This window comes from Bacillus lumedeiriae (genome assembly GCF_044891285.1).
Taxonomy (GTDB): Bacteria; Bacillota; Bacilli; order Bacillales; family Domibacillaceae; genus Pseudobacillus; species Pseudobacillus lumedeiriae.
This window is the reverse complement of the sequence record NZ_JAUIYO010000007.1, coordinates 101,069-125,238: the sequence shown is the minus strand read 5'-3', so window position 1 is coordinate 125,238 and position 24,170 is coordinate 101,069. Positions and strand designations below refer to the sequence as shown.

Sequence of the window (24,170 nt, the reverse complement as noted above, 5' to 3'; positions counted from 1 at the left end):
CAGTGTGGCCGATCACCCTCTCAGGTCGGCTACGCATCGTCGCCTTGGTGAGCCGTTACCTCACCAACTAGCTAATGCGCCGCGGGTCCATCTGTAAGCAGCAGCCGAAGCCGCCTTTCAATCTTTCTCCATGCGGAGAAAGAAGTTATCCGGTATTAGCCCCGGTTTCCCGGAGTTATCCCAGTCTTACAGGCAGGTTACCCACGTGTTACTCACCCGTCCGCCGCTAACTTGAACTGGAGCAAGCTCCAGTCAAGTCCGCTCGACTTGCATGTATTAGGCACGCCGCCAGCGTTCGTCCTGAGCCAGGATCAAACTCTCCAAAAAGATTGTTTGCATAGCTCAATTGTTTTAAATAAGAATTAACTTACTGGCATGTATTTTGTTCAGTTTTCAAAGATCAATTCCGCCGCTTCTTAACAGCGACTTTATTAATGTAACACATCCAACTTCAGATGTCAACACCTTTTCGAAGCTGTTTTTCAATTTCTTATGCGCCGCTGTTGTTTGTTTTCAGCAGCGACGCTTACTAATATACCAACCCTTTCGAAAAACGTCAATACTTTTTTCGAAAAAAGTTTTATCTATTTATTACTTGATATTGTCTATGGAAAATTCCCTGTCCCTTCGTCTTCACTTTCCGCTCTGCTACAAAAGACTTTTCAATTAAATATTCTAGAAGCACTCCTAAATCTACCGCGTAATAACTAGTTTCCTGATGATTTAAAAGTTCCTGGAACGTCCATGATTCTTTCTCCTCTAATATAGAAAGTAAATGAGCTGCGCCATTTTCTGTTCTTGAATGAATCAAAAAGTCGATAGCAATAAAAAGAAGCTCCAGCCGTTTTTCTAATTCTTCATCGCTCGTCAGCAATTCTTCATATAACTTATAAATCTCCGGTTCGATCTGCTTCACTTGAAGCCATACTGTCACTTCAGGATAAAACCCATTTTCGATCACAGCAAGACGAGCCAAGTGATGCAATGAATGCATGACGTGATTATAGGCGTCCAAATAATGACGATTATTAAAAAAGTCCCGTCCATCTGTCCATCGTCTAATTAACTTAGAAAACTCTATCGTCATCTTGATCTTGCGTCCAAAGAAAGGAAACTCCCTCATCTCCTGCTTCATTTCATGAACGTACTCATTGCGGTCAAATAATACCTTACCGTAATAAAGCCATTCAATAAACTTTCTGTTACTCCCAAGCAGAAGCCATTCCTTCATCTGTGATTCCGTAATTATATAAAGCGCCGCCTTCTCTTCCCCGTATACATAATGCTTTACGAAAACCGGTGTTTCTGCTTCTTTTACTAAAACAAGTAAAATCACATCAAAGCCTTCGGTAAGAGCAGCTTTACTTTCTTTTTTTTCCACACTAATAACACCGATTGTATTTTGCTGACTTGTCCGTTCTTGATAAAGTGGACGAAGGATGTCCCTCATAAATAATTCCTCCAAACACAAGTTTGTCAGGCTGTTGACAAACGCTCATCTTCTTCGCTGCCCGCCTGTTTGTGATGCTCATGACTCTGCCTATACAGGTTTCGCATCTTGAAAGATAATCGTTTTCAATCCTCCTAAAGATATCCAAAGTAGAATTTGTCTATGTTCCACCTTCATTATTTCGACAAAAAACGGAAGAATCCCTTTAAAACTTTTAAATTTGCCATACTCTACTGCAATTTTATTTACTACTTATGATATAGTCTATTGTTAGGAGGTTAAAGAAAATGGCTAAAAATTATTCAAGTAAAATTAACCGGATACGCACATTTGCACTTAGTTTAATTTTTATCGGCTTTATTATTATGTATGTAGGGATCTTCTTTAGACAATCTCCCTTTTTAATGACACTATTTATGCTGCTTGGTCTGCTCTCCATCATTGCTAGTACGGTGGTCTACTTTTGGATTGGTATGCTGTCCACTAAAGCTGTCCAAGTAATCTGTCCAAATTGTAATAAGCCTACCAAAATGCTTGGCCGGGTAGATATGTGCATGCACTGTAAAGACCCCCTTACATTGGACCAAAGCTTGGAAGGCAAAGAATTCAATGAATCATACAACCAAAAAGAAAAATAAAAAAGAATTGTTCGTAATTACGAACAATTCTTTTTTAATGAACTTCTTTACTTGTCGTACACTCTGGACACGTTCCGTACACTTCCATGCGGTGATGGCTGATTTTAAATCCGGTTACATGCGATGCCAGCTGCTCCACTTCATCTAAACCTGGATAATGAAAATCAACAATCTTTCCGCACTCTTCGCAAATCACATGATAATGTTCTGTTGTCACAAAGTCAAACCGGCTTGATGCATCTCCATACGTAAGCTCTTTGACAAGTCCAACTTCACGGAACACCCGCAGATTATTGTATACAGTTGCCACACTCATATTAGGAAACTTCCCTTCAAGGGCCTTATATATATCATCTGCTGTCGGGTGAGTCATAGATTGAATTAAAAACTCAAGTATCGCATGACGCTGAGGAGTAATGCGGACTCCTGTTCCTTTTAATGTATCCAGTGCTTCCTGAAGGTGATTATGTTCATGAGACATCGCCATGCACCCCATTTCTTTCTAAAAGGTATTCTTACATTATAATCTTTATAATTAGTTTACTAATTCTGCTTATACCTTGTCAATATAAAAGAAAACCTTTATAGGTCAATTCGTCTACAAAGGTTTTCTTTTTTAATTTATTAATATCCCTTGTCCATATCTATTTTATTCTCATAATTTGAGCCGTCCTTTTTGTACACGTTCATATTGTGCACAAAGATCTGCTGTACGCGCGGCAAATACTCACTCGTAACACTCGAAATATGTGGAGTGATTGTTAATTTCTGCTGATTCCAAAATGGATGATCCTCTAGCAGCGGCTCTTCTATAAAAACGTCAAGGTAGGCATGGGAAATTTCGTTATTGTTCAATGCATCGATTAATACCTCTTCTTTAAATAAATCCCCACGCCCAATATTAATAAATGCAGCCGTTTCTTTCATTACTTGGAAGTGTTCTCTATCGAGTAAATACTTCGTTTCTTCCGTACTCGGCAGAATTGAAACAACAAAGTCTGCTTTAGGGAGAATTTCTAGCAGCTTGTCCATTGTATGCATCTCGTCAAATTGATCATTTTTATGCCCGCTGCGATTTACTCCAACAGTTTCCATTCGGAAAGCCCTTGCAAGGCGGGCAATTTCCGTTCCGATCGCTCCGCTCCCAAGTACGAGCAGACACTTACCAGCCAGTTCCCCAACTGCCATTTGATGATTCCATGTTTTTTCCTTCTGAAGATCCAAAAACTCTGGAAAACGTTTTACATGATTCAACATGTAGCCCATCGTAAATTCAGCCATTGGAATTTTATGTATCCCTCTTGCGTTCGTTACTAATATCCCTCTCTCTTTAATGATCTCCGCAGGCATTCTTTCCAATCCCGCAGATGCAACCATGATCCATTTTAGATTCGGGCAATTCTCAATATGCTGTGTCGTCAAATCTTCACCAAACGTAACAATCACTTCAGCCTCTCGTAAATCTTCCGCTTCTTCCACCGATTTATAATAGACGAACTTGTCCTCTGAAAAGATTTCCTTTAATTGAGCCTGCAGCGCCCGCGGCGGCCGAAAAGTAAAAACAATCTTCAATTTTCTCCACCTCCTCTTTCTTCTTTATGCTAATTCTTCTTTAATAAATTGCAGTGCTTCTTCAACGTGTCCTTTTACCGTCACTTTCCGCCACTCTTTTATAAGCTTTCCTTCTGTATCAATGACGAAAGTAGAGCGTTCAATTCCCATATATTCTTTACCGAAGTTCTTCTTCAGCTTCCAGACTCCGTAAAGTTCACACACTTCATGCTCTTCATCTGCCAACAGCAAAAATGGCAAATCATATTTTTCAATAAATGTCTCGTGACGGGAAACCGGATCTATGCTTACTCCCAAAATAACCGTATTTGTATCACTAAATTCATCATGCTTGTCACGGAAATCACATGCTTGCGTCGTGCAGCCAGGTGTCATATCTTTCGGATAAAAATAAAGAACAATATTTTTCCCTCTATAGTCAGACAATCCTACCTTTTCTCCATTGTTCGCCGTTAACTTAAAATCAGGTGCCACTTCTCCAATCATTACAGTCATCTTTTTTCCTTCCTTTCACTCATGTTAATAAGATGTTATTAAGAATTCACTTAAGATATCTGAATTATCTTATTACTAGGTTAGCGGATAAAAAAAAATATGGCAATCAATAATTATCCTGAATCCTTCTCCAGCATGGTACGTACGACAAAAGCAGTCGGAATCGTATAACCTATCCACGCTTCAACAAGAGCCACCCAACGCCCCGCCCCCTCAGGTACAATGTCCCCATAACCAACAGAAAAAAGCGTAATACCGCTGAAATACAACGATGTAAAGAACCTGTCCCAAAAAGCGAGAGAGTGATGTTCATCTCCCACCCAAACAGCCTGTCCATTAAATTGCAAAAGGATATATATAAGCGCAAAACCAAGCATCATCGTTAAATAAAGACAGCCAAAATATAAAAAATAATGCAACGACAAATAGCGGTTCCGAGGGTGACCCGGAATAAACATTCCCCTCATGCTCATCGTTAAACAAAACACTACAGCACTAAAGATCACAGCAGTCATTTTTCCGCCTCCTTCGCTGCTGTTCATATTTGTTTATTTATACGCAGGCGTTTCCCCGTTTATGATGGGTGAACTGCCGTTGATTAAACAGCATAGCAAGTCTAAAATGTAAATGTATCTATCATAAGGAGGTCTACATATGCAGCACATTAATTCTGAGCGTTTACATCAAGAAGCCTTAAAACATATTGTCGGGGGTGTTAATAGTCCTTCCCGGTCATATAAAGCAGTGGGAGGCGGCTCCCCTGTAGCTATGGAAAGAGGAAAAGGAGCTTATTTTTGGGATGTGGATGGCAATCAATATATTGATTACCTCGCTGCATACGGTCCAATCATTACCGGTCATGCTCATCCTCATATTACAGAAGCCATCAAAAAAGCGGCTGAAAATGGGGTACTATACGGTACGCCGACGCCATATGAAGTGACATTCGCTTCTATGCTGAAAGAAGCGATCCCAAGTATGGATAAAGTTCGTTTCGTTAACAGCGGAACAGAAGCGGTCATGACGACGATCCGTGTGGCGCGTGCCTACACAGGGCGTGACAAAATTATCAAGTTTGCCGGCTGTTACCACGGACATTCTGATTTAGTGCTAGTTGCAGCGGGATCCGGCCCATCTACACTCGGAACACCTGATTCTGCCGGTGTACCGAAAAGCATCGCTCAGGAAGTCATTACTGTACCATTTAACGAAACAGAGCCTTTGAAAGACGCTCTGCAAAAATGGGGAGATGAAATCGCTGCTGTACTGATTGAACCAATCGTCGGCAACTTCGGAATCGTAGAACCGAAACCAGGGTTCTTAGAAGAAGTCAAACGATTAACACATGAGGCAGGTTCACTGCTAATCTTTGACGAAGTGATTACCGGCTTCCGTTTCATGTATGGAGGCGCACAAAATTTACTAGGCATCACGCCTGACTTAACAGCCATGGGAAAAATCATTGGCGGCGGCCTGCCAATCGGTGCTTATGGCGGCAGAAAAGAAATCATGGAAGAAGTAGCCCCACTCGGTCCTGCTTATCAGGCAGGAACAATGGCAGGAAATCCAGCATCCATGATCGCCGGAATCGCTTGTCTTGAAGTACTGCAAAAAGAAGGCCTATACGAAGAACTGGATCGTCTCGGTTCCATTCTTGAAGAGGGAATTTTAGCATCCGCAAGAAAATATGGCACACCGATCACACTTAACCGTTTAAAGGGAGCTTTAACGATTTATTTTACAAAAGAAAAAGTCGTGAACTATGAACAAGCGGAAGCAACAGACGGAGAAATGTTTGGCCGCTTCTTTAAATTAATGCTTTCACAAGGCATCCATCTCGCACCGTCTAAATATGAAGCATGGTTTTTAACAACGGAGCATACAGATGAAGATGTCGAGAAAACTTTACAGGCAGTGGATTTTGCTTTTTCTCAATTGTGTTAAGTGATATAATCTTCACCTAATACACTTACATAGAGAAAGGAATTATGTTATTTATGAAGCTGGGTGCACGAATTTTTAAAACTGGAATTGCCATCGTTTTGGCGTTATTCGTTTCCACGCTGCTCGACCTGCCTTCTCCAGTCTTTGCAGGCATTGCAGCTGTATTCGCCATTCAGCCTACTATTTACCGTTCCTATTTAACTTTAATTCAGCATATCCAGGCGAATGTTGTGGGGGCTGTCGTTGCCATTTCGTTTGTGTTATTGTTCGGAAATCATATATTGATTGTCGGACTCGCAGCCATTATCGCGCTAATCATAATGGTGAATTTACGGCTTGAAAAATCAATTGGTCTTGCACTTGTGACGCTAATGGTCATTATGGAAGTGCAAACGGAGCACTTTATCCAGTTTGCTTCTATTCGCTTTTTAACAGTCATGATAGGTGTACTTGCCGCATCTATTGTCAACCTTATCTTCCTTCCTCCCAAATATGAAACGAAGCTGTTTGGGCAGATCAATGATGTAACGGAGGATACATTGAAATGGATTCGCTTAAGCTTGCGAAACGGAACAGATTATCATGTTCTAAAAAAAGACATCAGTAAAATCCGCGAGCGCCTTATCACGATTGACAACTTTTACTTAATGTATAAGGAAGACCGCGGCACACTGAAACAAAATCTTACTTCTAAAAAACGAAAGATGGTCTTATATCGTAAAATGATTTTTTCCGTCCGTCGAAGCTACGACATTTTACGAAGAATGAATCAATTCGAAAATGACATGTCTCTTCTATCATCAGAGTTACAGAAGACACTCGTTGATTATCTTGATTCGTTAATGAGTTATCATGAACATTTGCTGCTTCGTTTTATAGGGAAGGTAAAAACAACGGTAGAAATGGAAGAAGTATTTGAACTTTGGGTGGATCGGGAAGAATTCATGTCGTTATTTACTGCAGAAATCAAATCCGGTGCAACTGACGAAGTAAATACCTCTATCCACTTGATTCATCTCCTTTCCTCTGTGCTTGAATACGGAGAACATCTCGAACACTTAGATCAATTGATTACGAGCTTCAGGAAGTTTCATCCCGAAGATAAACTTCCTGAATTTGAAGAAAATGAATAGAAGCTGCTTCAAAGGCTAGTGAACAACTAGCTTTTGAGCAGCTTTTTTTGATAGGTTTCCAAAAACACTTACACGGTGTTTTTGAAATTATATAAGCGTGTACTATGAATTTGTGAACGGGAATAGACGAAATATGCGCGGCTCCGCTAAACGGCGCTCTCCGCTTTTCTTTTGTCTAGCTGCGCGCGCCAGCAGCTCGAGGTCATAAGACAGTCCAGCTGAAAGGCGCAGAACAACCTTTCTGCCGGCTCGTCTTATGCTTGTCGCCGCTAAACGGCGCTCTCCGCTTTTCTTAATTGTCTAGCTGCTGTACTTGGAATAGACGATAATATCCGCCCTGCTTACGCATGAGTTCATCGTGTGTGCCACTTTCTACAATTCGGCCGTGTTCAATTAGAACAATTCGGTCAGCGTGAGTAATGGTCGATAAGCGATGTGCGACGATAAACGTCGTCCGGTCTTTCGCTAATTCTTCCATTGCACCTTGAATTAAATGCTCGCTTTCCAAATCTAAAGCTGAAGTCGCTTCATCCAATACAAGGATTGGGGGATTTTTTAAAAATACACGAGCAATTGCTACTCTCTGCTTTTGGCCGCCAGAGAGCTTTACTCCTCTCTCCCCCACTTTCGTATCATATCCTTGCGGCAAATTGACAATAAACTCATGGGCATTAGCTGCTTTGGCAGCCGCAATTACTTCTTCTTCTGTAGCCTCAGGCTTCCCAAGTAAAATATTCGTTTTGACTGATTCACTAAATAGGATATTGTCCTGCAGTACCATCCCTATTTGATCTCTTAAACTACGGACTTGATATTCACGGATATCGACTCCATCCAGCAATATCCGTCCAGCATTTACATCATAAAAACGCGGGATTAAGCCGACAAGCGAGGATTTGCCGCCACCGCTCATCCCAACAAGAGCGATCGTTTCTCCTGCCTTGACATCCAGCTGAATGTCATGCAGCACTTCTTCTTCCTTTTCATCATAAGCGAAACGGACATGATCAAATACAATATGTCCCTTCACATCACGAACACGCTGAGCACCTTCTTTATCAGTGACATCATACTTTTCGTCGAGCAGTTCAAACACCCGGTCCATGGAAGCAATCGCTTGAGTCATCGTTGTCGATGAGTTCACAAGCCGGCGCAGCGGATTGTATAAACGATCAATGTAAGCGATAAATGCAGCCATGGTTCCAACTGTTAATTGTCCATGAATGACTTGGTATCCTGCATAACCGATGACGAGAAGCGGAGCAATATCTGTAATGGTATTCACGACAGCAAACGCTTTAGCGTTCCATCTCGTATGATCAATTGCTTTTTGTAAAAAGTTTTTATTTTGTGCTTCGAATTGGGTCTGTTCGTAATCTTCAATCGCAAAGCTTTTAATAACAGACATACCTTGCACCCGCTCGTGCAGGTAAGCCTGCACTTCTGCCAGCGCTTGAGAACGGACTCGGGTCAACTTGCGTAAGTTTCCAAAAAAATAACGAACAGACAATCCATAAAACGGAAAAACAATCAACGAAACGATCGTTAATTTCATATCCATTGTCATCATGATGATGACGGCGATAACGATGGTGGCCGCGTCAAGCCAGACGTTCATTAACCCGGTAATGACGAAGTTCTTCGTCTGTTCTACATCGTTAATCACCCTGGAAATCACTTCTCCAGCCCGCGTATTCGCGTAATATTTGAAGCTGAGTTTCTGAATATGCGAGAATAAACGGTCCCGAATGTCATAAAGAATTTTACTGCTCGTCCACTGAGCAAAGTATTGCCGATAATATTCGACTGGCGGCCGTAAAACAACGAACACAACGAGCATACCGCCAATGATCATGACGAGCTGTTCTTGCTTCCCTGCTGTTGTCAGCGTGCCGTTTCCAACGATATCATCAATAACATACTTAATTAATACAGGAATTAATAAAGGAATACTAAACTTGATAATACCAATAAGAAGTGTACCGATAATCTGCCACCAATATGGCTTAACAAATTCCATATAGCGCTTAATTACACCCAATCCTCTTCCCCCTTTGCCTTAAATAAGAGGCTGTGTTAATAATCATTGTTAATTTCACCCCTTTGTTAATTGGAGCGGAAATCAACAGGAGAATTTAACATAGCCAAATAAGAAAAAACCTGTTGAAAGTTCAACAGGCGCCGTCTCTTTCTAACGGGATATCAGCCTCGGTACGTCAAATACTTTCGATACCATTTATCAATAAAACTCGGCGAAAATGGGCCTTGCTGCTGACGGATTAAATGAATTAAATGATCCACGTTACGCCTTAAAATTTTATCAATTACTTCCGGATAGTTCATTTTTTTACTGTGCTGTTCATATTCATCCTCATCCAACAAAATATAAGACATGTCCGGAAATACTTTCACATCGAGATCATAGTCAATATATTTAAGCGCTTCGCGATCATATACGAATGGGGAACTAATATTGCAATAATAATAGATGCCGTCTGTTCTTAGCATGCCAATTACGTTAAACCACTGCCTAGCATGAAAATAACAAATAGCCGGCTCCCTCGTCACCCATGTCCGCCCATCTGATTCTGTGACAACAGTATGGTCATTGCCCCCGATGACAAGGTTATCTGTTGCTTTCAAGACTATGGTCTCTTCCCAAACACGATGAATGTGTCCATCATGTTTATAACTATGGATTTGGATGGATTCACCTTCTGTGGGAATTGCCATGATTCTCCCCTACTTTCATTACAAGCTATTTGCCTTTACTGTTTCCTTCATGTGCATAATTAAAACGTTAGATTGTAGACAAAGTCTATTTTGAACATTTCTAGGCTGATTGAAAACGTTTATATTTCCTTATTATAACGATTTACACTCAAAATTAAAACAAAAGAGGTATGATAATCAAAAAAGAGAAAAGAAATGCAGTTATTCTAATGAGAGGAAAAACAACACAAAGAAAAGAGACTGTTCGCCGCGGCAATCGGAAACAGTCTCTTTCTTTGTGTCATTGGTGTCCAAATATAAGGGCACCCCCAGCATGATGATAGTATGTATATCTTGCTCACTTACTATATACAAGCGTATAAAGGAGGTGCCAAACACCTATAAAATACCCTCTTACGACGGATTTCTAGGCGCTCTGTTTTTACGAGCTTCAGATTGAGCGTTGCGCTCTCTTACTTCCTGAGCATCTGTTTCAGCTCCAAATTCCGTGCCAAAAGGTTGTCCCGCAGCAGAAGCGGCATTTTGTTGCCTTACTTCATTTACGTCTGTACCTGCAGGTGTTCTTTGTCTGTTATTTGGTTGATTTGGTTGGTTTCTCATTCTTATCACCTCCACAAGAATTACTTTGCCCAAGGTGATGAATTTTTAACCCGCTTTTTTAATTTTTTTGTCTATGTTAAATCCCCTCTGTTGATTTCCGCTGCAAGCGGTCCGGAAGCCTCCTCGCTGCTCTCACATCTTCAGGGGGGACCGTGGCCACGCTTTTCCCGCAGGAGTTTCGCGCCTTCCTCTCTAATCAGCAATCATCATTAACATAGCCTAATTTTTATACTAATAGTGAACGGCCGCCGTCAACGATAATTGTTTGGCCTCGAATCATGTAGGCGCCTTCTGAAATTAAAAACATCACTGCATGTACGATGTCTTCTATATGAACAATCCGTCCTGCAGGTGTATTCACTCTAGCATCTTCCAATATCTCCTCACGGTTAGGAAAATGTTTTAGTGCCTCTGTATCAATCGCTCCTCCCGAAACAGCGTTGACAACGATGTTCTTCTCAGCGAGTTCCACTGATAAATACCGAGTCATCGCTTCAACAGCTGCTTTAGACACACCAACAGCTGTATAGTTTTTCAAATAGCGGATCGCCCCCAGTGAACTAATGCTGACGATGCTGCCGCCGCCTGTCTCTTCCATGAGCCGAGCCGCTTCCTGAGAACAAAATAGCAGCGCCTTACTATTAATATCCATTGTCCAATCCCAGTGTTTTTCTTCTAGTTCCATAATTGGCCGCTGCACGCCGGAAGCAGCATTATTAATTAACACATCAAGCCGGCCAAACACTTCTTTTATTTCAGTAAACATTGCTTTTACCTTTGTCACATCACCGACATTCGCTTTAATCACGAGCGCTTTTCGTCCTAGCTTTTCAATTTCTTCTGCTGTTTCCAGTGCAGCTGTTTTGCTGCGCGCATAGTTGATAACGATATCGTATCCATTCTTCGCTAATTCAAGGGCGATTTGCTTGCCTACACCACGGCTGCTGCCCGTTACTAATGCCACTTTTTGTGTCATTGCTCTTTCTCCTTTCTTCTTGCATCCTTAAATTGTACCGGCTTCTTAACATACGGACAATACGCGCCCAAATCCTTACTCATCTTTCGCTTTCTTCCAAATCTTTTGATGAGAAACAGAAAAAGCGTACGTTTCCACTTCTTCCGCTTTTACGAGCCGGCTATTTTCTTTGACAGAGCAGTAATCGGTTACTCTCCCTTCATATACGTCAATATCCCAAGTTAAATGGGAAAAAACGTGCTGAATTTTCGCAATCGGCTCTGCTTTCAGCTTCGTTTCAATCTCGTATTCCCGTTTTAAAAAGAGTTCCAGTTCTACTTTTGGGCTGCCTATGCCGCTCAGTTCAGTATTGGGAAATTCCCATAAATTCGCAAGCAATCCTTGTGGGGGCCGCTTTTGGATCACGACTTCTCCCATCTCTGTTTTCAAAACAGCCGCTGCCAAATGAAGATGCCTCATCGTTTTCTTTTTCGTTTTCACCGGCAGTTCATTCATCGTTCCTTCATGAAACGCACAGCAATGCTCCCGCACCGGACAAAGCAGACAAGCAGGGGAACTTGGAGTACAAATTAACGCTCCTAATTCCATTAACGCCTGATTAAATGAGGAAGGATCATCTTCTGAGATCAACTGCCGGATCGCCTCTTCAAATACTTTTCTAGAAGAGGCTTTCGCGATATCGTCCCAAATGGAAAGAATTCTTGACATCACCCTCATCACATTGCCGTCAACGGCAGGCTCTGGCACCCCGTAGGCAATACTTAAAATGGCTCCGCTCGTATAAGGACCTACTCCCTTTAAAGAAGAAATTTCTTCTTTCGTATGAGGCACTCTTCCCCCATATTGTTCATGAACTTCACGAACCGCAGCTTGTAAATTACGAACACGTGAATAATAGCCAAGTCCTTCCCATGCCTTTAGCACATCTTCCTCTTCTGCTTCTGCTAATGCCTTCACTGTCGGAAATTGGTCAATAAAGCGTTCAAAATATGGAATGACTGTATCGACTCTCGTCTGTTGAAGCATAATTTCCGACACCCAGATTTTATAAGGATCCTTATCTTTTCTCCATGGTAAATCCCTCTTTTCTTCTTCATACCACTGAAGCAAATCGCGTTGAAATTGTGCGGCATTTACTTTTTCTATTTGATTAAGCGATGAAAAATTCACAACCAACCTCCGTAAATGTTAAAATTAAATCTATATAGGGAATAGTAATACTAAATAAAAGTGTCAGACCCCACATCCACTATATACTTTATATTAGAAGGATGAACATCCACTATATAAAACACATGGAGGATGGGGCCAGACCCTTGCTCAAACGAACCAAAACCACACCATCCACACTTGATAAAAGGAGGGACACTTTTGGATACTGGAACTCATATTGTCATGGGATTTGCTCTGGGAGGGCTGGCGACTCTTGATCCCGCCGTCTCCGCTGAACCGGTAACGAGATATGCTGTTATGACAGCCGTTGTGATCGGTTCGCAGGCTCCTGATATAGATACAATTTTAAAACTTCGAAACAATGCTGTCTATATACGCAATCATCGGGGAGCGACTCATTCCATCCCAGCGGTCATTTTATGGCCTCTTCTTATTACAGCGGTCATCTATTTATTGTTTCCAGGCAGCAATTTGCTTCATCTATGGCTGTGGACGCAGTTTGCGGTATTCCTCCACGTATTTGTAGATATATTTAACGCTTACGGGACTCAAGCGCTTCGTCCGTTTTCTTCCAAATGGGTCGCTCTTGGAGTCATTAATACATTTGACCCCATTATTTTTTCACTACATGTCGCCGGGCTGCTTCTATGGGCCATGGGGGCTCATCCTGGCTATACTTTTCTGATCATTTATTTACTGCTCATCGGTTACTACATCCTGCGCTTTCAAATGCAAGGCGCTGTTAGAAATTCCGTCAAAAAACTAATTCCAGACGCGGAAGAAATCATTATTGCTCCGACAGTCCGATTCAATCAATGGAGAATTGCTGTGAAATCGCAGGCTCACTTTTACGTCGCTCGCGGTTATAGACGATCCGTCACGATTCTTGATAAATACAAACGAGTCAAAGTTCCTGACTCAAAACTGTTCCAAGCAGCGAAAAAGAATGAAAATCTGGCAGCTTTCCTTCACTTTTCGCCAGTATATCGCTGGGAAGTAGCCGAATATAATGACTGCTTTGAAGTAAAATTCATTGATCTTCGGTATCGCAACAACGGATACTACCCTTTCGTCGCCGTCGTACAGCTTGACCTTGACTATAACGTGATCGGCTCGTACACCGGCTGGATTTTCAGTGAAGAAAAATTACGAAAAAAGCTGACATTTGTCCCTGAGTCCAATTAGATAAGCATATCGAAAACCAAAGGGTCTGACCTTACTCACGATAGACTGCGAGTGAGATCAGACCCTCTTTATTAATGAGTCATATCCTTGTCATCTTCAAGTAAGCGGCTATATTTCGGATTGCGGCCTGCAAATTCATGAAGACGGCTCCCGTAGTTTTCAAGCCATTGCCGGACCACTTTTTCTGTCATTTCTTTCCCTTGATAATCATGCCCTGCTTTTGCATAGGTTGTTTCGAAATCTTCCCATAAAAGCTCGACCCATGTCCGCGCTCTTGCATAAGACAAGCTTGTATTTTTACTTAATAAAAGATGGGCCAGTCGTTCAAACATATCTTCCATTCTATCCGTCCTTTCTATGTATCATCGAACAATTTAAAGTTTTAGCATGGAAATTGGCAGTCCTTCTTCCTTCTCATCACCGCCGACTCTATATCCCCAGGCGAACACCCCGTTCATATAATCAACTTTAAAATATGCCCCGGGATCGCCTTTGATTTCATACCTTTCTCCCGGAGTAAAATCAGCTGGATTCATTAAATAAGCTTCCGCCATTAATGCTTTTCTTTCTAATACCGCAAACTCATTAACAACCCCAAGCTGTTCGGCTTTACGCGCCCGCTCTTTTAACCTTCCGATTTCCTGTCTCAATTCAACCTCTGTCATCTCACTGTAACGCTTCCCTATTTCCAATCATTACACACCCTTTTTTCTTTAGTATAGTGAAATAGTATCAATTAAGAAAGTGAAAAACTTGTCCCTAAAGCAGCCACAGAAATTATGACTCTTCCTGCAGCCGTTCGAGGGCACGCTCAATATCATCAATCGAAAAACCCTTTCGATAAAGTGCCTGCTTCATTTTCTGTCTGTATTCCCCATCAGAAAACTTGCTATACCGGCGATGTGCTTTTTCCACTTGATACATAAGCGCTTCTATCTGCTCCTCTTCATTTTCACTTGGATGTGATTCGGCCAGCGCTTCGTGAATCACATTCCAGCTATAGCCTTTCCTGGCGAGCATCTGCTCTATTTTTTGCTTTTGAATGATGAGTGATTCATTCCTATATTTTTGCCTGTATTTTTCCGCCAGCTTGACCGATTTTTCTAACTGAAAACGAAACTCAAATGGCGCTAGCACTTTTTTTATTAAGACATCCGCTATTCCTTTTTCTTTTAATTCCCGCTCAATCAGCTGCGGACCTTTATCTGACGTATTCATTTGTGTGTTGGCATATGCCTCAGCAAACTGCGCATCATCTAAATAGCTTAATCGGTATAGGGAACGGATCACTTCTTCTGCGGCTTCATTTGTCACTTCTTTCTTAACAAGAAAATCCCGTACTTCTTTTTCCGACCTCATTCTAATAGATAAAAAATGAATCGCTGCATTCATCCCTTGGCGAACAGCATCCTGTTGAAAAATAGCGGCCAGCTTTTCATCAGTCAACTCCATCCCTTTTCTTAATTCAAATTGGATAAGCACCGACTCATCTACACTAAAAGCATATTTCTCATCAATAAAGATGTTATAACGGTCCTTCAGCTTTTGCTGCAGAGAGATTTTTGTAATGACTCCCATATGCGTCACCTCTTTACTCTTAAATGTACCACATACAAATGCTTAGATTCCTTCTGCAAATGGTATTATAAGTATATAACTTTGATTTCCATAATAATTGGGGGAGGGAAACAAATGAAAGCAGCTATTGCCGGCGGCACGGGATTTGTCGGAAAAGCACTAACAGATCAGTTACTAAAAAATGGCTGGGAGGTTATCATCTTGACGCGCAGCCTAAAAAATAAAAAAAACACGAAAAATATTCGCTTTGTTGAATGGCTTTCGAATGATTCAAAGCCCGAGGAAGCCCTGAAGGATGTCAATGTTTTTATTAACCTGGCAGGTGAATCGCTGAATAGCGGCCGATGGACAGAAGAAAGAAAACGGCGGATTATTAACAGCCGAATCTCATCGACAAAGGAACTCATTCGAATAATGGGTGAGCTTCCAAATAAACCGGATGTCTTTATTAATGCCAGCGCTATTGGCTGTTACCCTGTTTCCCAAATAGCTGTTTATACAGAGTCGTCCAATGAATTAGGCAGCGACTTTCTTGCTCATACCGTAAAAATTTGGGAAGAAGAAGCCAGTCACGCTAATGCACTTGGAATTCGAACAGTCTTTGCACGCCTTGGAGTTATTCTAGGAAAGGAAGAAGGAGCTCTTCCTCGAATGGCTTTGCCTTACAAACTATTTATAGGTGGAAAAATCGGCTCTGGCAGTCAATGGCTGTCATGGATTCATGTCCAAGATGTGGCAAGGGCCATTTTCTTTATCATTGAGCACCCTGAAATCAGCGGACCTGTTAACTTAACCGCTCCTTCCCCTGAAACATTAAATACAATAGGAAAAACGCTGGGAGAGATTCTACACCGCCCGCATTGGCTTCCTGTTCCAGGGATTGTGCTTAAAACGGCTCTTGGTGAAATGAGTACATTAATCTTAAACGGCCAGCGGGTGCTTCCCGAAAAATTAATTGCCCATTCGTTTTCCTTTCAATTTCCTGATATAAACCAAGCATTAAAAAACATCTATTCATAGTTGTGCACAAAAATATCCACAACCTGTGAATAATGTGGATATTTTTGTTGATCTTTTATTTTTTCAAATCTATTTATCTATGATTATGTGGAAAAAGTTATCCACAACTTGTTAGTAACTTGTGGAAAGAACTTGAAGCTTATTTTTCAGACAGCGCCGATTCATCGTACCGTTCCCATTTGACAGACCGTTCTAAAACGATGGATAACAGCACACCCATGATAAATCCATTAGAAAGAAATGGCTGAATATAAATCGGCATCTCACTGAAAATCTTCGGATCGATAGTCATTAAGCTAATACCAGCAAGCATAGGCAGAGCAATACGAAAGATGGTATTAGAATTGAAAACAATGCCTTGAATGGACTGCAGAGCGGTGCCGAATAATTGTAAATAGGCAGCAAATAAAACAGCATTGCCGATTGTGATTGGCATCGTTGCCAAAAAGGAGCCCGCCGCTGGGATCAGACCGAGCAAACTAAATAAGGCGCCCCCAATTAAGAAAGGAGCCCGATCAAAAATACGTGTACTCTCCAAGAAACCAATCGTGGAGGTAAATGGAGCATAAGGTACAAGTCCAAAAACAGAACCAACCGCTGTATATAAGCCAGTCAAAGAAAATGAACGATTATAACTTTTTTCCGCTGGTTCTTCACGATACAATCGCGCCGCCGCCTGAACGGAAGTAATCGTATTACTCATGTTGATCATCCCAGTAACAAATGTGGCTAAAACAATTCCCCATTCTAAATTAGGTGTGCCTAAAGGGAATAAAGAGAATGAGTGATCACCAGCAGAAAAAAGTGTATCCGCTGGGAAGATCATACGGTAGACGATCCAGCCCGCTGCAATCCCGATTAAAATGGAAAAGTTGCTGATGGCTCCTTTGCCTTTAATTTTCAGGATCACTACCAGCAAAACAACACCTATAGACAGCAGGCTGACCGGCACATCTAATGTTCCAGCCGGTGTGATCTTCAGCATGCCTGTAAAGAAAATAAATATAAGCTGAGCAGAAAGCAAAAACAAATACACACTCATAACCATCGGTGTAAACACCTTTTTCACCCATGCGGATAGACCGAACACACCTACAGCGATCATACAAATGGCTGAAGCGAGTATACCAGTAGCGATGCCTCCGCCGATTGTCTGTAAATCCATACCGAGAGCAGAAGCGGAGGCGCTAAAGTTCAAAAGCAGACCCCATGATAATCCCGAATGCCCTTCCAGCAAAGGATAGCGGTGTCCCCACAGCCCTTGCAGCACACAAGCAGCCCCTGTCAGTATGAGTGAGCTGCGCAGCATCATTGAGATATCTGCTGCAGACAAATCAAATGCCGCCCCGATAGAAACAGGGACAACGATCGTATTAGCAAAAATAAAGAAGACCCACTGAATCGCTGCTATACTAGTTGGTAACACATTTAACTTTTTCATCCAATCCTTCCCTTCTCTATTCATCATCCCATACTCATTATTTGAAATAAATGGCGATGTTAATGATGTTTGTTGATTTTGCTGCTTTGTTGATTGGAGCGGAAATCAACGGATAAGTTTAACAAGGCCAAATAAATAGAGAAGAATGAAAACATCCAGGTGAGGGAATCCCGAACCTGGATGTTTGACTATACTTATAGTAATTCTTCGCGCAGCTGTGCAGCTGATTTCGGTGAAAGCAGGCCTGGTGCTACGTCAAATACTGTTTTAGCACCTGCTTGTCCATCTTTATTCATTCGATGGGCAGCACGAGCGTAAGCGACAAGCACACTTGACGTAAATTCTGGATTACTGCCAAGGTTTAGTGAATATTCAATAATTTGATTCGTATCTTCACCTGTTTTTCCGCTTCGGATCACGAAACCGCCATGCGGCATAGCTGAATGATTCGCTTTCATTTCTTCTTCGGTAATAAATGTGACATTTGTATCATAATCAGCAAAGTAGTTTGGCATTGTTTTGATCGTCTTTTCAATTTCGGCTTTATCGGCCCCTTCTTCAGCGACGACATAACATTCACGAAGATGTTTTTCTCTTGTTGTTAATTCTGGATTTTCACCGTTTCTTACACGATTCATCGCTTCCTCGCTTGGAATTGTGTATTGTACGCCTGCTTTCACTCCGTTTATACGGCGGATCGCATCAGAATGTCCTTGACTCAAACCTTTCCCCCAGAAAGTATACGTTGCTCCTTCTGGTAAAACAGCCTCACCAAACAGACGATTTAATGAAAAGAGTCCTGGATCCCAGCCAACTGAGATGATGCTCACTTTTCCAGATGCTTTTGCAGACGCATCCACTGATTCGAAGTATTCTGGAATTTTTGCATGTGTATCAAAACTATCAATTGTATTAAACAATTTCGCGAATTCTGGTCCTTGTTCAGGCAGATCCGTCGCTGAACCGCCACACAAAATCATGACATCAATCTCGTCTTTATACTGTTCCACATCTTCTACCGACAATACTTTGACAGCAGGATCACCAACATCTACGCTCACTGGATCTCTTCGTGAAAATACTGCGACTAGTTCCATATCTTCGTTTTGTTTAATGGCTGATTGCACACCCCGGCCAAGATTTCCATAACCCGTGATACCGATTCTAACTTTGCTTCCCATATGTACTCCTCCTCAGACGAAATATCGCTTAAAAAAGCTTAAATTAAGAGTATCGCAACATGGTTTTCGACACAACTTTTTTCTTTGTCGAAGAACAAAGAAATTATGGTTCCATCTCCATAGCGTTCCTTTTACTTCATCATTCTATTATAATGAAAGCAATCATTTAGATTTACTTACATATATAAATCAGGAGAAATAGATGTTATCAATAAACAAATTTGTAAATGGAAATTCCAATCAATTTTCTAAAGTTCCTCTCGTCCTTACAGCCCTATTGACCGCTATTGCGAGTGAAGTCAGAGTTATCCCCTTTTACGGGGAGGCTTTTCGTTTCGGATTAGGCAGTATTACTTTTTTTCTGCTTATTCTCATTTGGCCCTCATCCTCTTTTATTCGAACAGGCTGGGTCACCGGTCTCTCAGTCGTTTGTTTTCGTGTGTTTGAAGATATGGTAACGGGTGCTGTCCCTTTTTGGACGAGCCTAGTCGATCACTCGCCCGCCTTTTTATATTATTTTTTATTCGCTTTAGGATTTCATTTCATCAAAATAGAAACGTATAAAACAATTCCGCTTCTTTTGGGCGCTTTAGCTGCTGGACTGGAAGTGATCGGGAACAGCGCGGAATACCTGTTACGCTGCTGGCTGTTAAACTACACAGGCCTTGACTTTGGAGAGTGGATATTACTGTGCGGGGTAGCCTTGCTTCGCAGCTATTTTGTCGTGGGAGTGTATAGTTCAATCACTATTTCAGAACAAAAGAAACAAATGCAAGAGATGCTGACGGTCGGTTCAGAATTATACGTAGAATCTCTTTATTTGCAGAAATCAATGGATAATATCGAACGAATTACAGCATCCAGCTACGATTTATATCGGAAATTAAAAAAAGAAAACCTTCGTGAACTGAGCTCACAAGCGTTAGGTATTTCACAAGAAATACATGAAGTAAAAAAAGATTCACAACGGATTCTTTCAGGCCTTTCTAAAATATCTGCACATAAAAAAAATGAAGTGATTTTCCTTTCGGACGTACTCGCCTTTGTCGTAGCAGCAAATGAAAATTACAGTGAGCTTTTGAAGAAGAACATTACTTTTCACTCGTCCATATCGATTGATTTCGAAACAAATCAACAAATTCCTCTGCTGGCGCTATTAAATAATCTCACAGCTAATGCGATCGAAGCCATTGAGAAAAAAGGCTGCATCACTTTAAGTATTTTCGAGGAAGCAGAATGCACATCCTTCATTGTGAAAGATTCTGGCAAAGGCATCCCCGCAGATGACCGATCATTCATCTACGAACCGGGGTATACGACTAAATATAATGATCAAGGGGTTGCCGCAACCGGGATCGGACTTTCCCACGTACGAGACGTGGTTCATCATTTGCAAGGCTGCATCGGGATTGAATCATCAGTGGAAGGAACGTGTTTCACCATCCGAATTCCAACAACAAATATTAAAAAAGGAGTGACAGAAAATTGCGCTACTTTATTGTAGATGACGATACAGCAAGCCGCCGAATGCTGGAGAACATTATTACGGATGGTGAACTCGGCATCGTCATAGGCGAGGCCGACAGCGGAGAAAAGGCTCTTCCTTTAGTCCTTGCTGCTCAGCCCGATGTCGTCTTAATTGATTTATTAATGCCCCAATTGGATGGGATCGAAACGATTGAACAACTAAAACTGCAGGGCTTTCAAGGGCAGTTCATTATGATTTCTCAAATAGTTAATAAAGAAATGGTCGGAGAAGCCTACGATAAAGGCATTGAATTTTTTATCCACAAACCAATTAACCGTGTAGAAGTGCAAAGCATTTTAAAGAAAACGATCGAACAATTCCGTCTCAAACATTCATTAATGGCAATCCGAGAGTCGTTGGCCCACATTGAAGTGCCCATTTCCCCTCAAAAACAGCGCAGTGTAAAGGAAGTCATTCTATCTATCTTAAATGATCTTGGGATTACCGGAGAAACAGGAAGCCGAGATATTATTTTCATGATGGAGTTTGTCATTCACCAAAGAGAGGACGACGCACTGCTGCCTCCATTAAAAGATTTATACGAAGCGGCGGCCCGGATAAATAAAACAAGCGAGTCCGATATAAAGAAAGAAAGCAAATCCATTGAGCAGCGAATCCGCCGAGCTATTATAGCCGCCCTTAATAACTTAGCTTCACTAGGTTCCATCGATTATACGAATCCTAAATTTGAATATTACGCCCCTCGCTTTTTTGATCTTCAGGAAGTTCGACTACGGATGAAAGAAATTGATGAAGGCAGTAATGAAACGATGAAAGTAAAAATTAATATAAAAAAGTTCCTGCAAGCTTTGTATATTGAAACCATTGAAAAGCTCGGCCGCTGAATGGTTAGTCATGAAACTTTATTTATAGAACAAGCCCCCATTGCGCCAATTCAGAGATGGGGGCTTGTTGCTCCTTTATAAAATAAAACTCTCTTGTTGATTTCCATTTCAATCAACAAGGGGCATTCACATAGCCTAAAAAATAAAAATTTATTAAAAAGTTTGTCGGATTTTATCGGATTCAATAACACCTCCCTATAATGATGTATAGATTCAGTAAGCGTTTTCAGTATGTAAGGAGAGGTGACTATATGAAAAAGTTTAAATTTGGGTTAGCTTACCAAATTCTTGTCGGATTAGCCTTAGGTATTGCCGTAGGCGCAATTTTTTATGGAAACCCTGCAGTTGCAACTTATTTGCAGCCCATTGGAGATATTTTTATTCGTTTAATTAAAATGATTGTTGTACCAATCGTTATTTCTACACTCATTCTTGGTGTTGCTGGAACTGGAGATATGAAAAAGCTAGGGAAACTTGGCGGAAAAACGATTCTTTATTTTGAAGTCGTCACAACGATTGCCATTGTCGTCGGTTTGCTCGCAGCGAACATCATCAAGCCTGGAGAAGGCATCGATATGTCCAAATTAGCTAAAGGCGATATTCAACAATATGTTGAAACAACAAATGAAGTAACGAGCCACAGTTTTGCTGATACATTTGTCAATATCGTACCAAGTAATGTCATCCAAGCATTAGCGAATGGCGACATGCTTGCTGTCATTTTCTTTGCTGTGATGTTCGGTTTAGGTATTGCCGCAATCGGTGAAAAAGGAAAACCGGTCCTTGCCTTCTTTCAGGGTACAGCGGACGCTATGTTTTGGGTAACAAATCAAATTATGAAGTTTGCTCCATTTGGTGTATTTGCATTAATTGGTGTTACTGTTTCAAAATTTGGTGTCGAGTCATTAATTCCACTCGGTAAATTACTCATTTGTGTATACGCTACCATGCTCTTTTTTGTTGTTGTCGTGCTTGGTATTATTGCAAAGATGTGCGGGACAAGCGTCATTCATCTTGTCAAAATCTTAAAAGACGAACTCATCTTAGCTTTCTCTACTTCAAGCTCAGAAACTGTACTTCCAAAAATAATGGAGAAAATGGAGAAATACGGTTGTCCAAAAGACGTCGTTTCCTTTGTTATTCCTACCGGTTATTCATTTAATTTGGATGGATCTACTCTTTATCAAGCACTTGCGGCAATCTTTATCGCCCAAATGTATGGAATCGATTTAAGTATTACACAACAAATTACATTAATGTTAGTATTAATGGTTACATCTAAAGGAATTGCTGGTGTGCCGGGAGTATCCTTCGTCGTTCTACTAGCAACGTTAGGATCTGTAGGCATTCCACTAGAAGGACTCGCCTTCATCGCTGGAATCGACCGTATTCTAGATATGGGACGTACTGTAGTAAATGTAATGGGTAACTCTTTAGCAGCTGTTGTTATGTCTAAATGGGAAGGCCGCTTCGACTCCTTAAAAGGACAAAAATACCTCCTTTCTATTAAAAAAGAAAAAGCAGCTTAATTTTATATTTAAAAGGGACAGACCTCTCAGCCATCGGGCTATGAAGTCTGTCCCTTTTTTCTTCCGCATGACATAAATCTATCACCTAAAGCAAAAGATTTGAATATGTTACCTATAGGAATATAAATGAAGAGTCTTTAGAGGAATGATCAGTGGATATATTATATTTTAAATTGCGCAATAATATATAATTCTTTTTGAAATTTTTGTAATAGTTCATCGAAAGAGGAATGAATTAAAAGTGGAAAAAGGCTTTCAAGTGCTTCGTTGTAATCCTGACCTAACACTTCCCGCAGAACAATAAATTTATGAAAGAGCAGTGCTTTTTCAAAATCAATCCCTAGTTCATATAAGCCTTTGTGCAATTCTTCTTTAGGAATTTTTCTAATTTTATTATAGATTTTTTTATTTTTCTCTATAAATTTCATCTCTAAATAATAAGTAACATAATCTGTATAGACCATTTGACCAATATCATTTGCTTCTTTTTCTGAATAATTAAAGCCAATCACACGACCTTCCTTATTTTCACGGATAATGGCGGTTTTATTTCCTTGTAACTGTGAAATAAAACTTTTTACGCTTTTATCAAAGATTTTATTAAATTGAATCGTTTGATATAGTTTAACTGCAAAATCTTTATGTTCTTCACCAACGACAAATAACCTGTCTACTATCGGTAATAGTTTTAATACTCCTTCGGAAAGTTGACTAGATGCATCATATATAATGATATCGTATTCTTTCTTCATCTTTTTAACTTTTCTTTTTTGTTCTGCCCATGATAACTTTGAGAATTCATGAACAAGCTCATTTGAAGGCTCTTCTTTTTCTAAAGTCCCGTAAGAAATAAAGGCCGCAGATAAATACGTGTTCCTTTTAAGCCATTTATAAATGGATAAAGACAACTCCGTTACACCTGATTTTGCTTTTGGCGAATAGAAACCAACTAAATACATATTCACTCACCCCCTTTTACTTAGGCTTTGTTAAACTCGCCTATTGACTTCCGCTGCAGGCACCCGCCTCCCGCTTCAATCAATAATAGTCATTAACACAGCCTTTTATTTACATAATATTCAAAAAAGTAATTAGTGTTAAAGACAAACCCCTACTTTCTTCCCTTTCATTCAATCTCTTCTCAAAAAA

The 24,170-nt window shown here is 40.8% G+C and carries 24 protein-coding genes and 1 rRNA gene; 8 read left to right on the top strand and 17 right to left on the bottom strand.

Annotated elements, in window-relative coordinates; genetic code table 11:
* Together QYG89_RS11050 and QYG89_RS11045 are read right to left on the bottom strand one after the other, a co-directional pair.
* Positions 1-327 (bottom strand): 16S ribosomal RNA (locus tag QYG89_RS11050); the annotation flags it as partial.
* A 253-nt stretch (positions 328-580) separates the two neighbouring features.
* Entirely contained in the window at positions 581-1,450 is an 870-nt protein-coding gene (locus tag QYG89_RS11045; RefSeq protein WP_404317203.1) for a nucleotidyltransferase-like protein, read from the bottom strand.
* Between the two features lie 287 nt (positions 1,451-1,737).
* On the opposite strand from QYG89_RS11045, the gene QYG89_RS11040 reads away from it, so the two are divergent.
* Positions 1,738-2,088, top strand: a complete 351-nt coding sequence (locus QYG89_RS11040; protein WP_404317201.1) for a YgzB family protein — start codon at positions 1,738-1,740, stop codon at positions 2,086-2,088.
* Positions 2,089-2,122: 34 nt separating this feature from the next.
* On the opposite strand, the gene perR is transcribed toward QYG89_RS11040, so the two are convergent.
* The 4 genes from perR to QYG89_RS11020 form a co-directional block, all read right to left on the bottom strand.
* Positions 2,123-2,569: a peroxide-responsive transcriptional repressor PerR gene (perR, locus tag QYG89_RS11035; RefSeq protein WP_404317199.1), complete on the bottom strand. Its 447-nt coding sequence runs from the start codon at positions 2,567-2,569 to the stop codon at positions 2,123-2,125.
* 143 nt (positions 2,570-2,712) lie between these two features.
* Positions 2,713-3,660 carry a D-2-hydroxyacid dehydrogenase gene (locus QYG89_RS11030; RefSeq protein WP_404317197.1) on the bottom strand — a complete coding sequence of 316 codons (948 nt, stop codon included), beginning with the start codon at positions 3,658-3,660 and terminating at the stop codon, positions 2,713-2,715.
* Between the two features lie 24 nt (positions 3,661-3,684).
* Positions 3,685-4,155 (bottom strand): thioredoxin-dependent thiol peroxidase, encoded by a 471-nt coding sequence (gene bcp / locus QYG89_RS11025; RefSeq protein ID WP_404317195.1) that lies wholly within the window; start codon positions 4,153-4,155, stop codon positions 3,685-3,687.
* 113 nt (positions 4,156-4,268) lie between these two features.
* Entirely contained in the window at positions 4,269-4,670 is a 402-nt protein-coding gene (locus QYG89_RS11020) for a potassium channel family protein (RefSeq protein WP_404317193.1), read from the bottom strand.
* Between the two features lie 139 nt (positions 4,671-4,809).
* On the opposite strand from QYG89_RS11020, the gene QYG89_RS11015 reads away from it, so the two are divergent.
* Positions 4,810-6,099 carry a glutamate-1-semialdehyde 2,1-aminomutase gene (locus tag QYG89_RS11015; RefSeq protein WP_404317191.1) on the top strand — a complete coding sequence of 430 codons (1,290 nt, stop codon included), beginning with the start codon at positions 4,810-4,812 and terminating at the stop codon, positions 6,097-6,099.
* A gap of 44 nt (positions 6,100-6,143) precedes the next feature.
* A complete protein-coding gene (locus QYG89_RS11010; RefSeq protein WP_404317189.1) occupies positions 6,144-7,232 on the top strand; it encodes an FUSC family protein in 1,089 nt (362 codons plus the stop codon).
* A 292-nt stretch (positions 7,233-7,524) separates the two neighbouring features.
* Here QYG89_RS11010 and QYG89_RS11005 read toward each other — a convergent pair whose 3' ends face one another.
* The 5 genes from QYG89_RS11005 to mutY all read right to left on the bottom strand — a co-directional run bounded on the left by QYG89_RS11005 (position 7,525) and on the right by mutY (position 12,711).
* Entirely contained in the window at positions 7,525-9,273 is a 1,749-nt protein-coding gene (locus QYG89_RS11005) for an ABC transporter ATP-binding protein (RefSeq protein WP_404317187.1), read from the bottom strand.
* A 161-nt stretch (positions 9,274-9,434) separates the two neighbouring features.
* The gene (gene ntdP / locus QYG89_RS11000; protein ID WP_404317185.1) at positions 9,435-9,965 is read right to left on the bottom strand and encodes a nucleoside tri-diphosphate phosphatase; all 531 of its coding nucleotides are present in this window, start codon (positions 9,963-9,965) and stop codon (positions 9,435-9,437) included.
* A gap of 393 nt (positions 9,966-10,358) precedes the next feature.
* A complete protein-coding gene (locus QYG89_RS10995) occupies positions 10,359-10,565 on the bottom strand; it encodes a gamma-type small acid-soluble spore protein (protein ID WP_404317183.1) in 207 nt (68 codons plus the stop codon).
* Positions 10,566-10,791: 226 nt separating this feature from the next.
* Positions 10,792-11,541, bottom strand: a complete 750-nt coding sequence (gene fabL, locus QYG89_RS10990; RefSeq protein ID WP_404317181.1) for an enoyl-[acyl-carrier-protein] reductase FabL — start codon at positions 11,539-11,541, stop codon at positions 10,792-10,794.
* Between the two features lie 75 nt (positions 11,542-11,616).
* On the bottom strand, positions 11,617-12,711 hold the full coding sequence (mutY, locus tag QYG89_RS10985) for an A/G-specific adenine glycosylase (RefSeq protein WP_404317180.1): 1,095 nt from the start codon (positions 12,709-12,711) through the stop codon (positions 11,617-11,619).
* A 201-nt stretch (positions 12,712-12,912) separates the two neighbouring features.
* On the opposite strand from mutY, the gene QYG89_RS10980 reads away from it, so the two are divergent.
* A complete protein-coding gene (locus QYG89_RS10980) occupies positions 12,913-13,899 on the top strand; it encodes a metal-dependent hydrolase (RefSeq protein WP_404317178.1) in 987 nt (328 codons plus the stop codon).
* Positions 13,900-13,970: 71 nt separating this feature from the next.
* Here the strand turns inward: QYG89_RS10980 and QYG89_RS10975 are convergent, their stop codons facing one another.
* From QYG89_RS10975 to recX, 3 genes are all read right to left on the bottom strand, one after another.
* The gene (locus tag QYG89_RS10975) at positions 13,971-14,240 is read right to left on the bottom strand and encodes a YfhJ family protein (protein ID WP_404317176.1); all 270 of its coding nucleotides are present in this window, start codon (positions 14,238-14,240) and stop codon (positions 13,971-13,973) included.
* 33 nt (positions 14,241-14,273) lie between these two features.
* Positions 14,274-14,591, bottom strand: coding sequence for a YfhH family protein (locus QYG89_RS10970; protein ID WP_404317174.1), 318 nt, complete (start codon positions 14,589-14,591; stop codon positions 14,274-14,276).
* 85 nt (positions 14,592-14,676) lie between these two features.
* Positions 14,677-15,477: a recombination regulator RecX gene (gene recX, locus QYG89_RS10965; RefSeq protein ID WP_404317173.1), complete on the bottom strand. Its 801-nt coding sequence runs from the start codon at positions 15,475-15,477 to the stop codon at positions 14,677-14,679.
* Positions 15,478-15,591: 114 nt separating this feature from the next.
* Between recX and QYG89_RS10960 the strand changes: the two genes are divergently transcribed.
* Positions 15,592-16,497, top strand: coding sequence for a TIGR01777 family oxidoreductase (locus tag QYG89_RS10960; RefSeq protein WP_404317170.1), 906 nt, complete (start codon positions 15,592-15,594; stop codon positions 16,495-16,497).
* A 139-nt stretch (positions 16,498-16,636) separates the two neighbouring features.
* On the opposite strand, the gene QYG89_RS10955 is transcribed toward QYG89_RS10960, so the two are convergent.
* Positions 16,637-17,938: a uracil/xanthine transporter gene (locus tag QYG89_RS10955; RefSeq protein ID WP_404317168.1), complete on the bottom strand. Its 1,302-nt coding sequence runs from the start codon at positions 17,936-17,938 to the stop codon at positions 16,637-16,639.
* 194 nt (positions 17,939-18,132) lie between these two features.
* A complete protein-coding gene (locus QYG89_RS10950; protein ID WP_404317166.1) occupies positions 18,133-19,119 on the bottom strand; it encodes a diaminopimelate dehydrogenase in 987 nt (328 codons plus the stop codon).
* Between the two features lie 202 nt (positions 19,120-19,321).
* On the opposite strand from QYG89_RS10950, the gene QYG89_RS10945 reads away from it, so the two are divergent.
* The 3 genes from QYG89_RS10945 to QYG89_RS10935 all read left to right on the top strand — a co-directional run bounded on the left by QYG89_RS10945 (position 19,322) and on the right by QYG89_RS10935 (position 23,021).
* Positions 19,322-20,623: an ATP-binding protein gene (locus QYG89_RS10945; protein ID WP_404317164.1), complete on the top strand. Its 1,302-nt coding sequence runs from the start codon at positions 19,322-19,324 to the stop codon at positions 20,621-20,623.
* Positions 20,605-21,492, top strand: coding sequence for a response regulator (locus QYG89_RS10940; RefSeq protein ID WP_404317162.1), 888 nt, complete (start codon positions 20,605-20,607; stop codon positions 21,490-21,492). Before QYG89_RS10945 ends, QYG89_RS10940 begins: the two co-directional genes overlap by 19 nt.
* 251 nt (positions 21,493-21,743) lie before the next feature.
* Entirely contained in the window at positions 21,744-23,021 is a 1,278-nt protein-coding gene (locus tag QYG89_RS10935; protein WP_404317160.1) for a cation:dicarboxylate symporter family transporter, read from the top strand.
* A 161-nt stretch (positions 23,022-23,182) separates the two neighbouring features.
* Here QYG89_RS10935 and QYG89_RS10930 read toward each other — a convergent pair whose 3' ends face one another.
* Positions 23,183-23,980, bottom strand: a complete 798-nt coding sequence (locus QYG89_RS10930) for a hypothetical protein (RefSeq protein WP_404317158.1) — start codon at positions 23,978-23,980, stop codon at positions 23,183-23,185.
* Between the last annotated feature and the right edge of the window lie 190 nt (positions 23,981-24,170).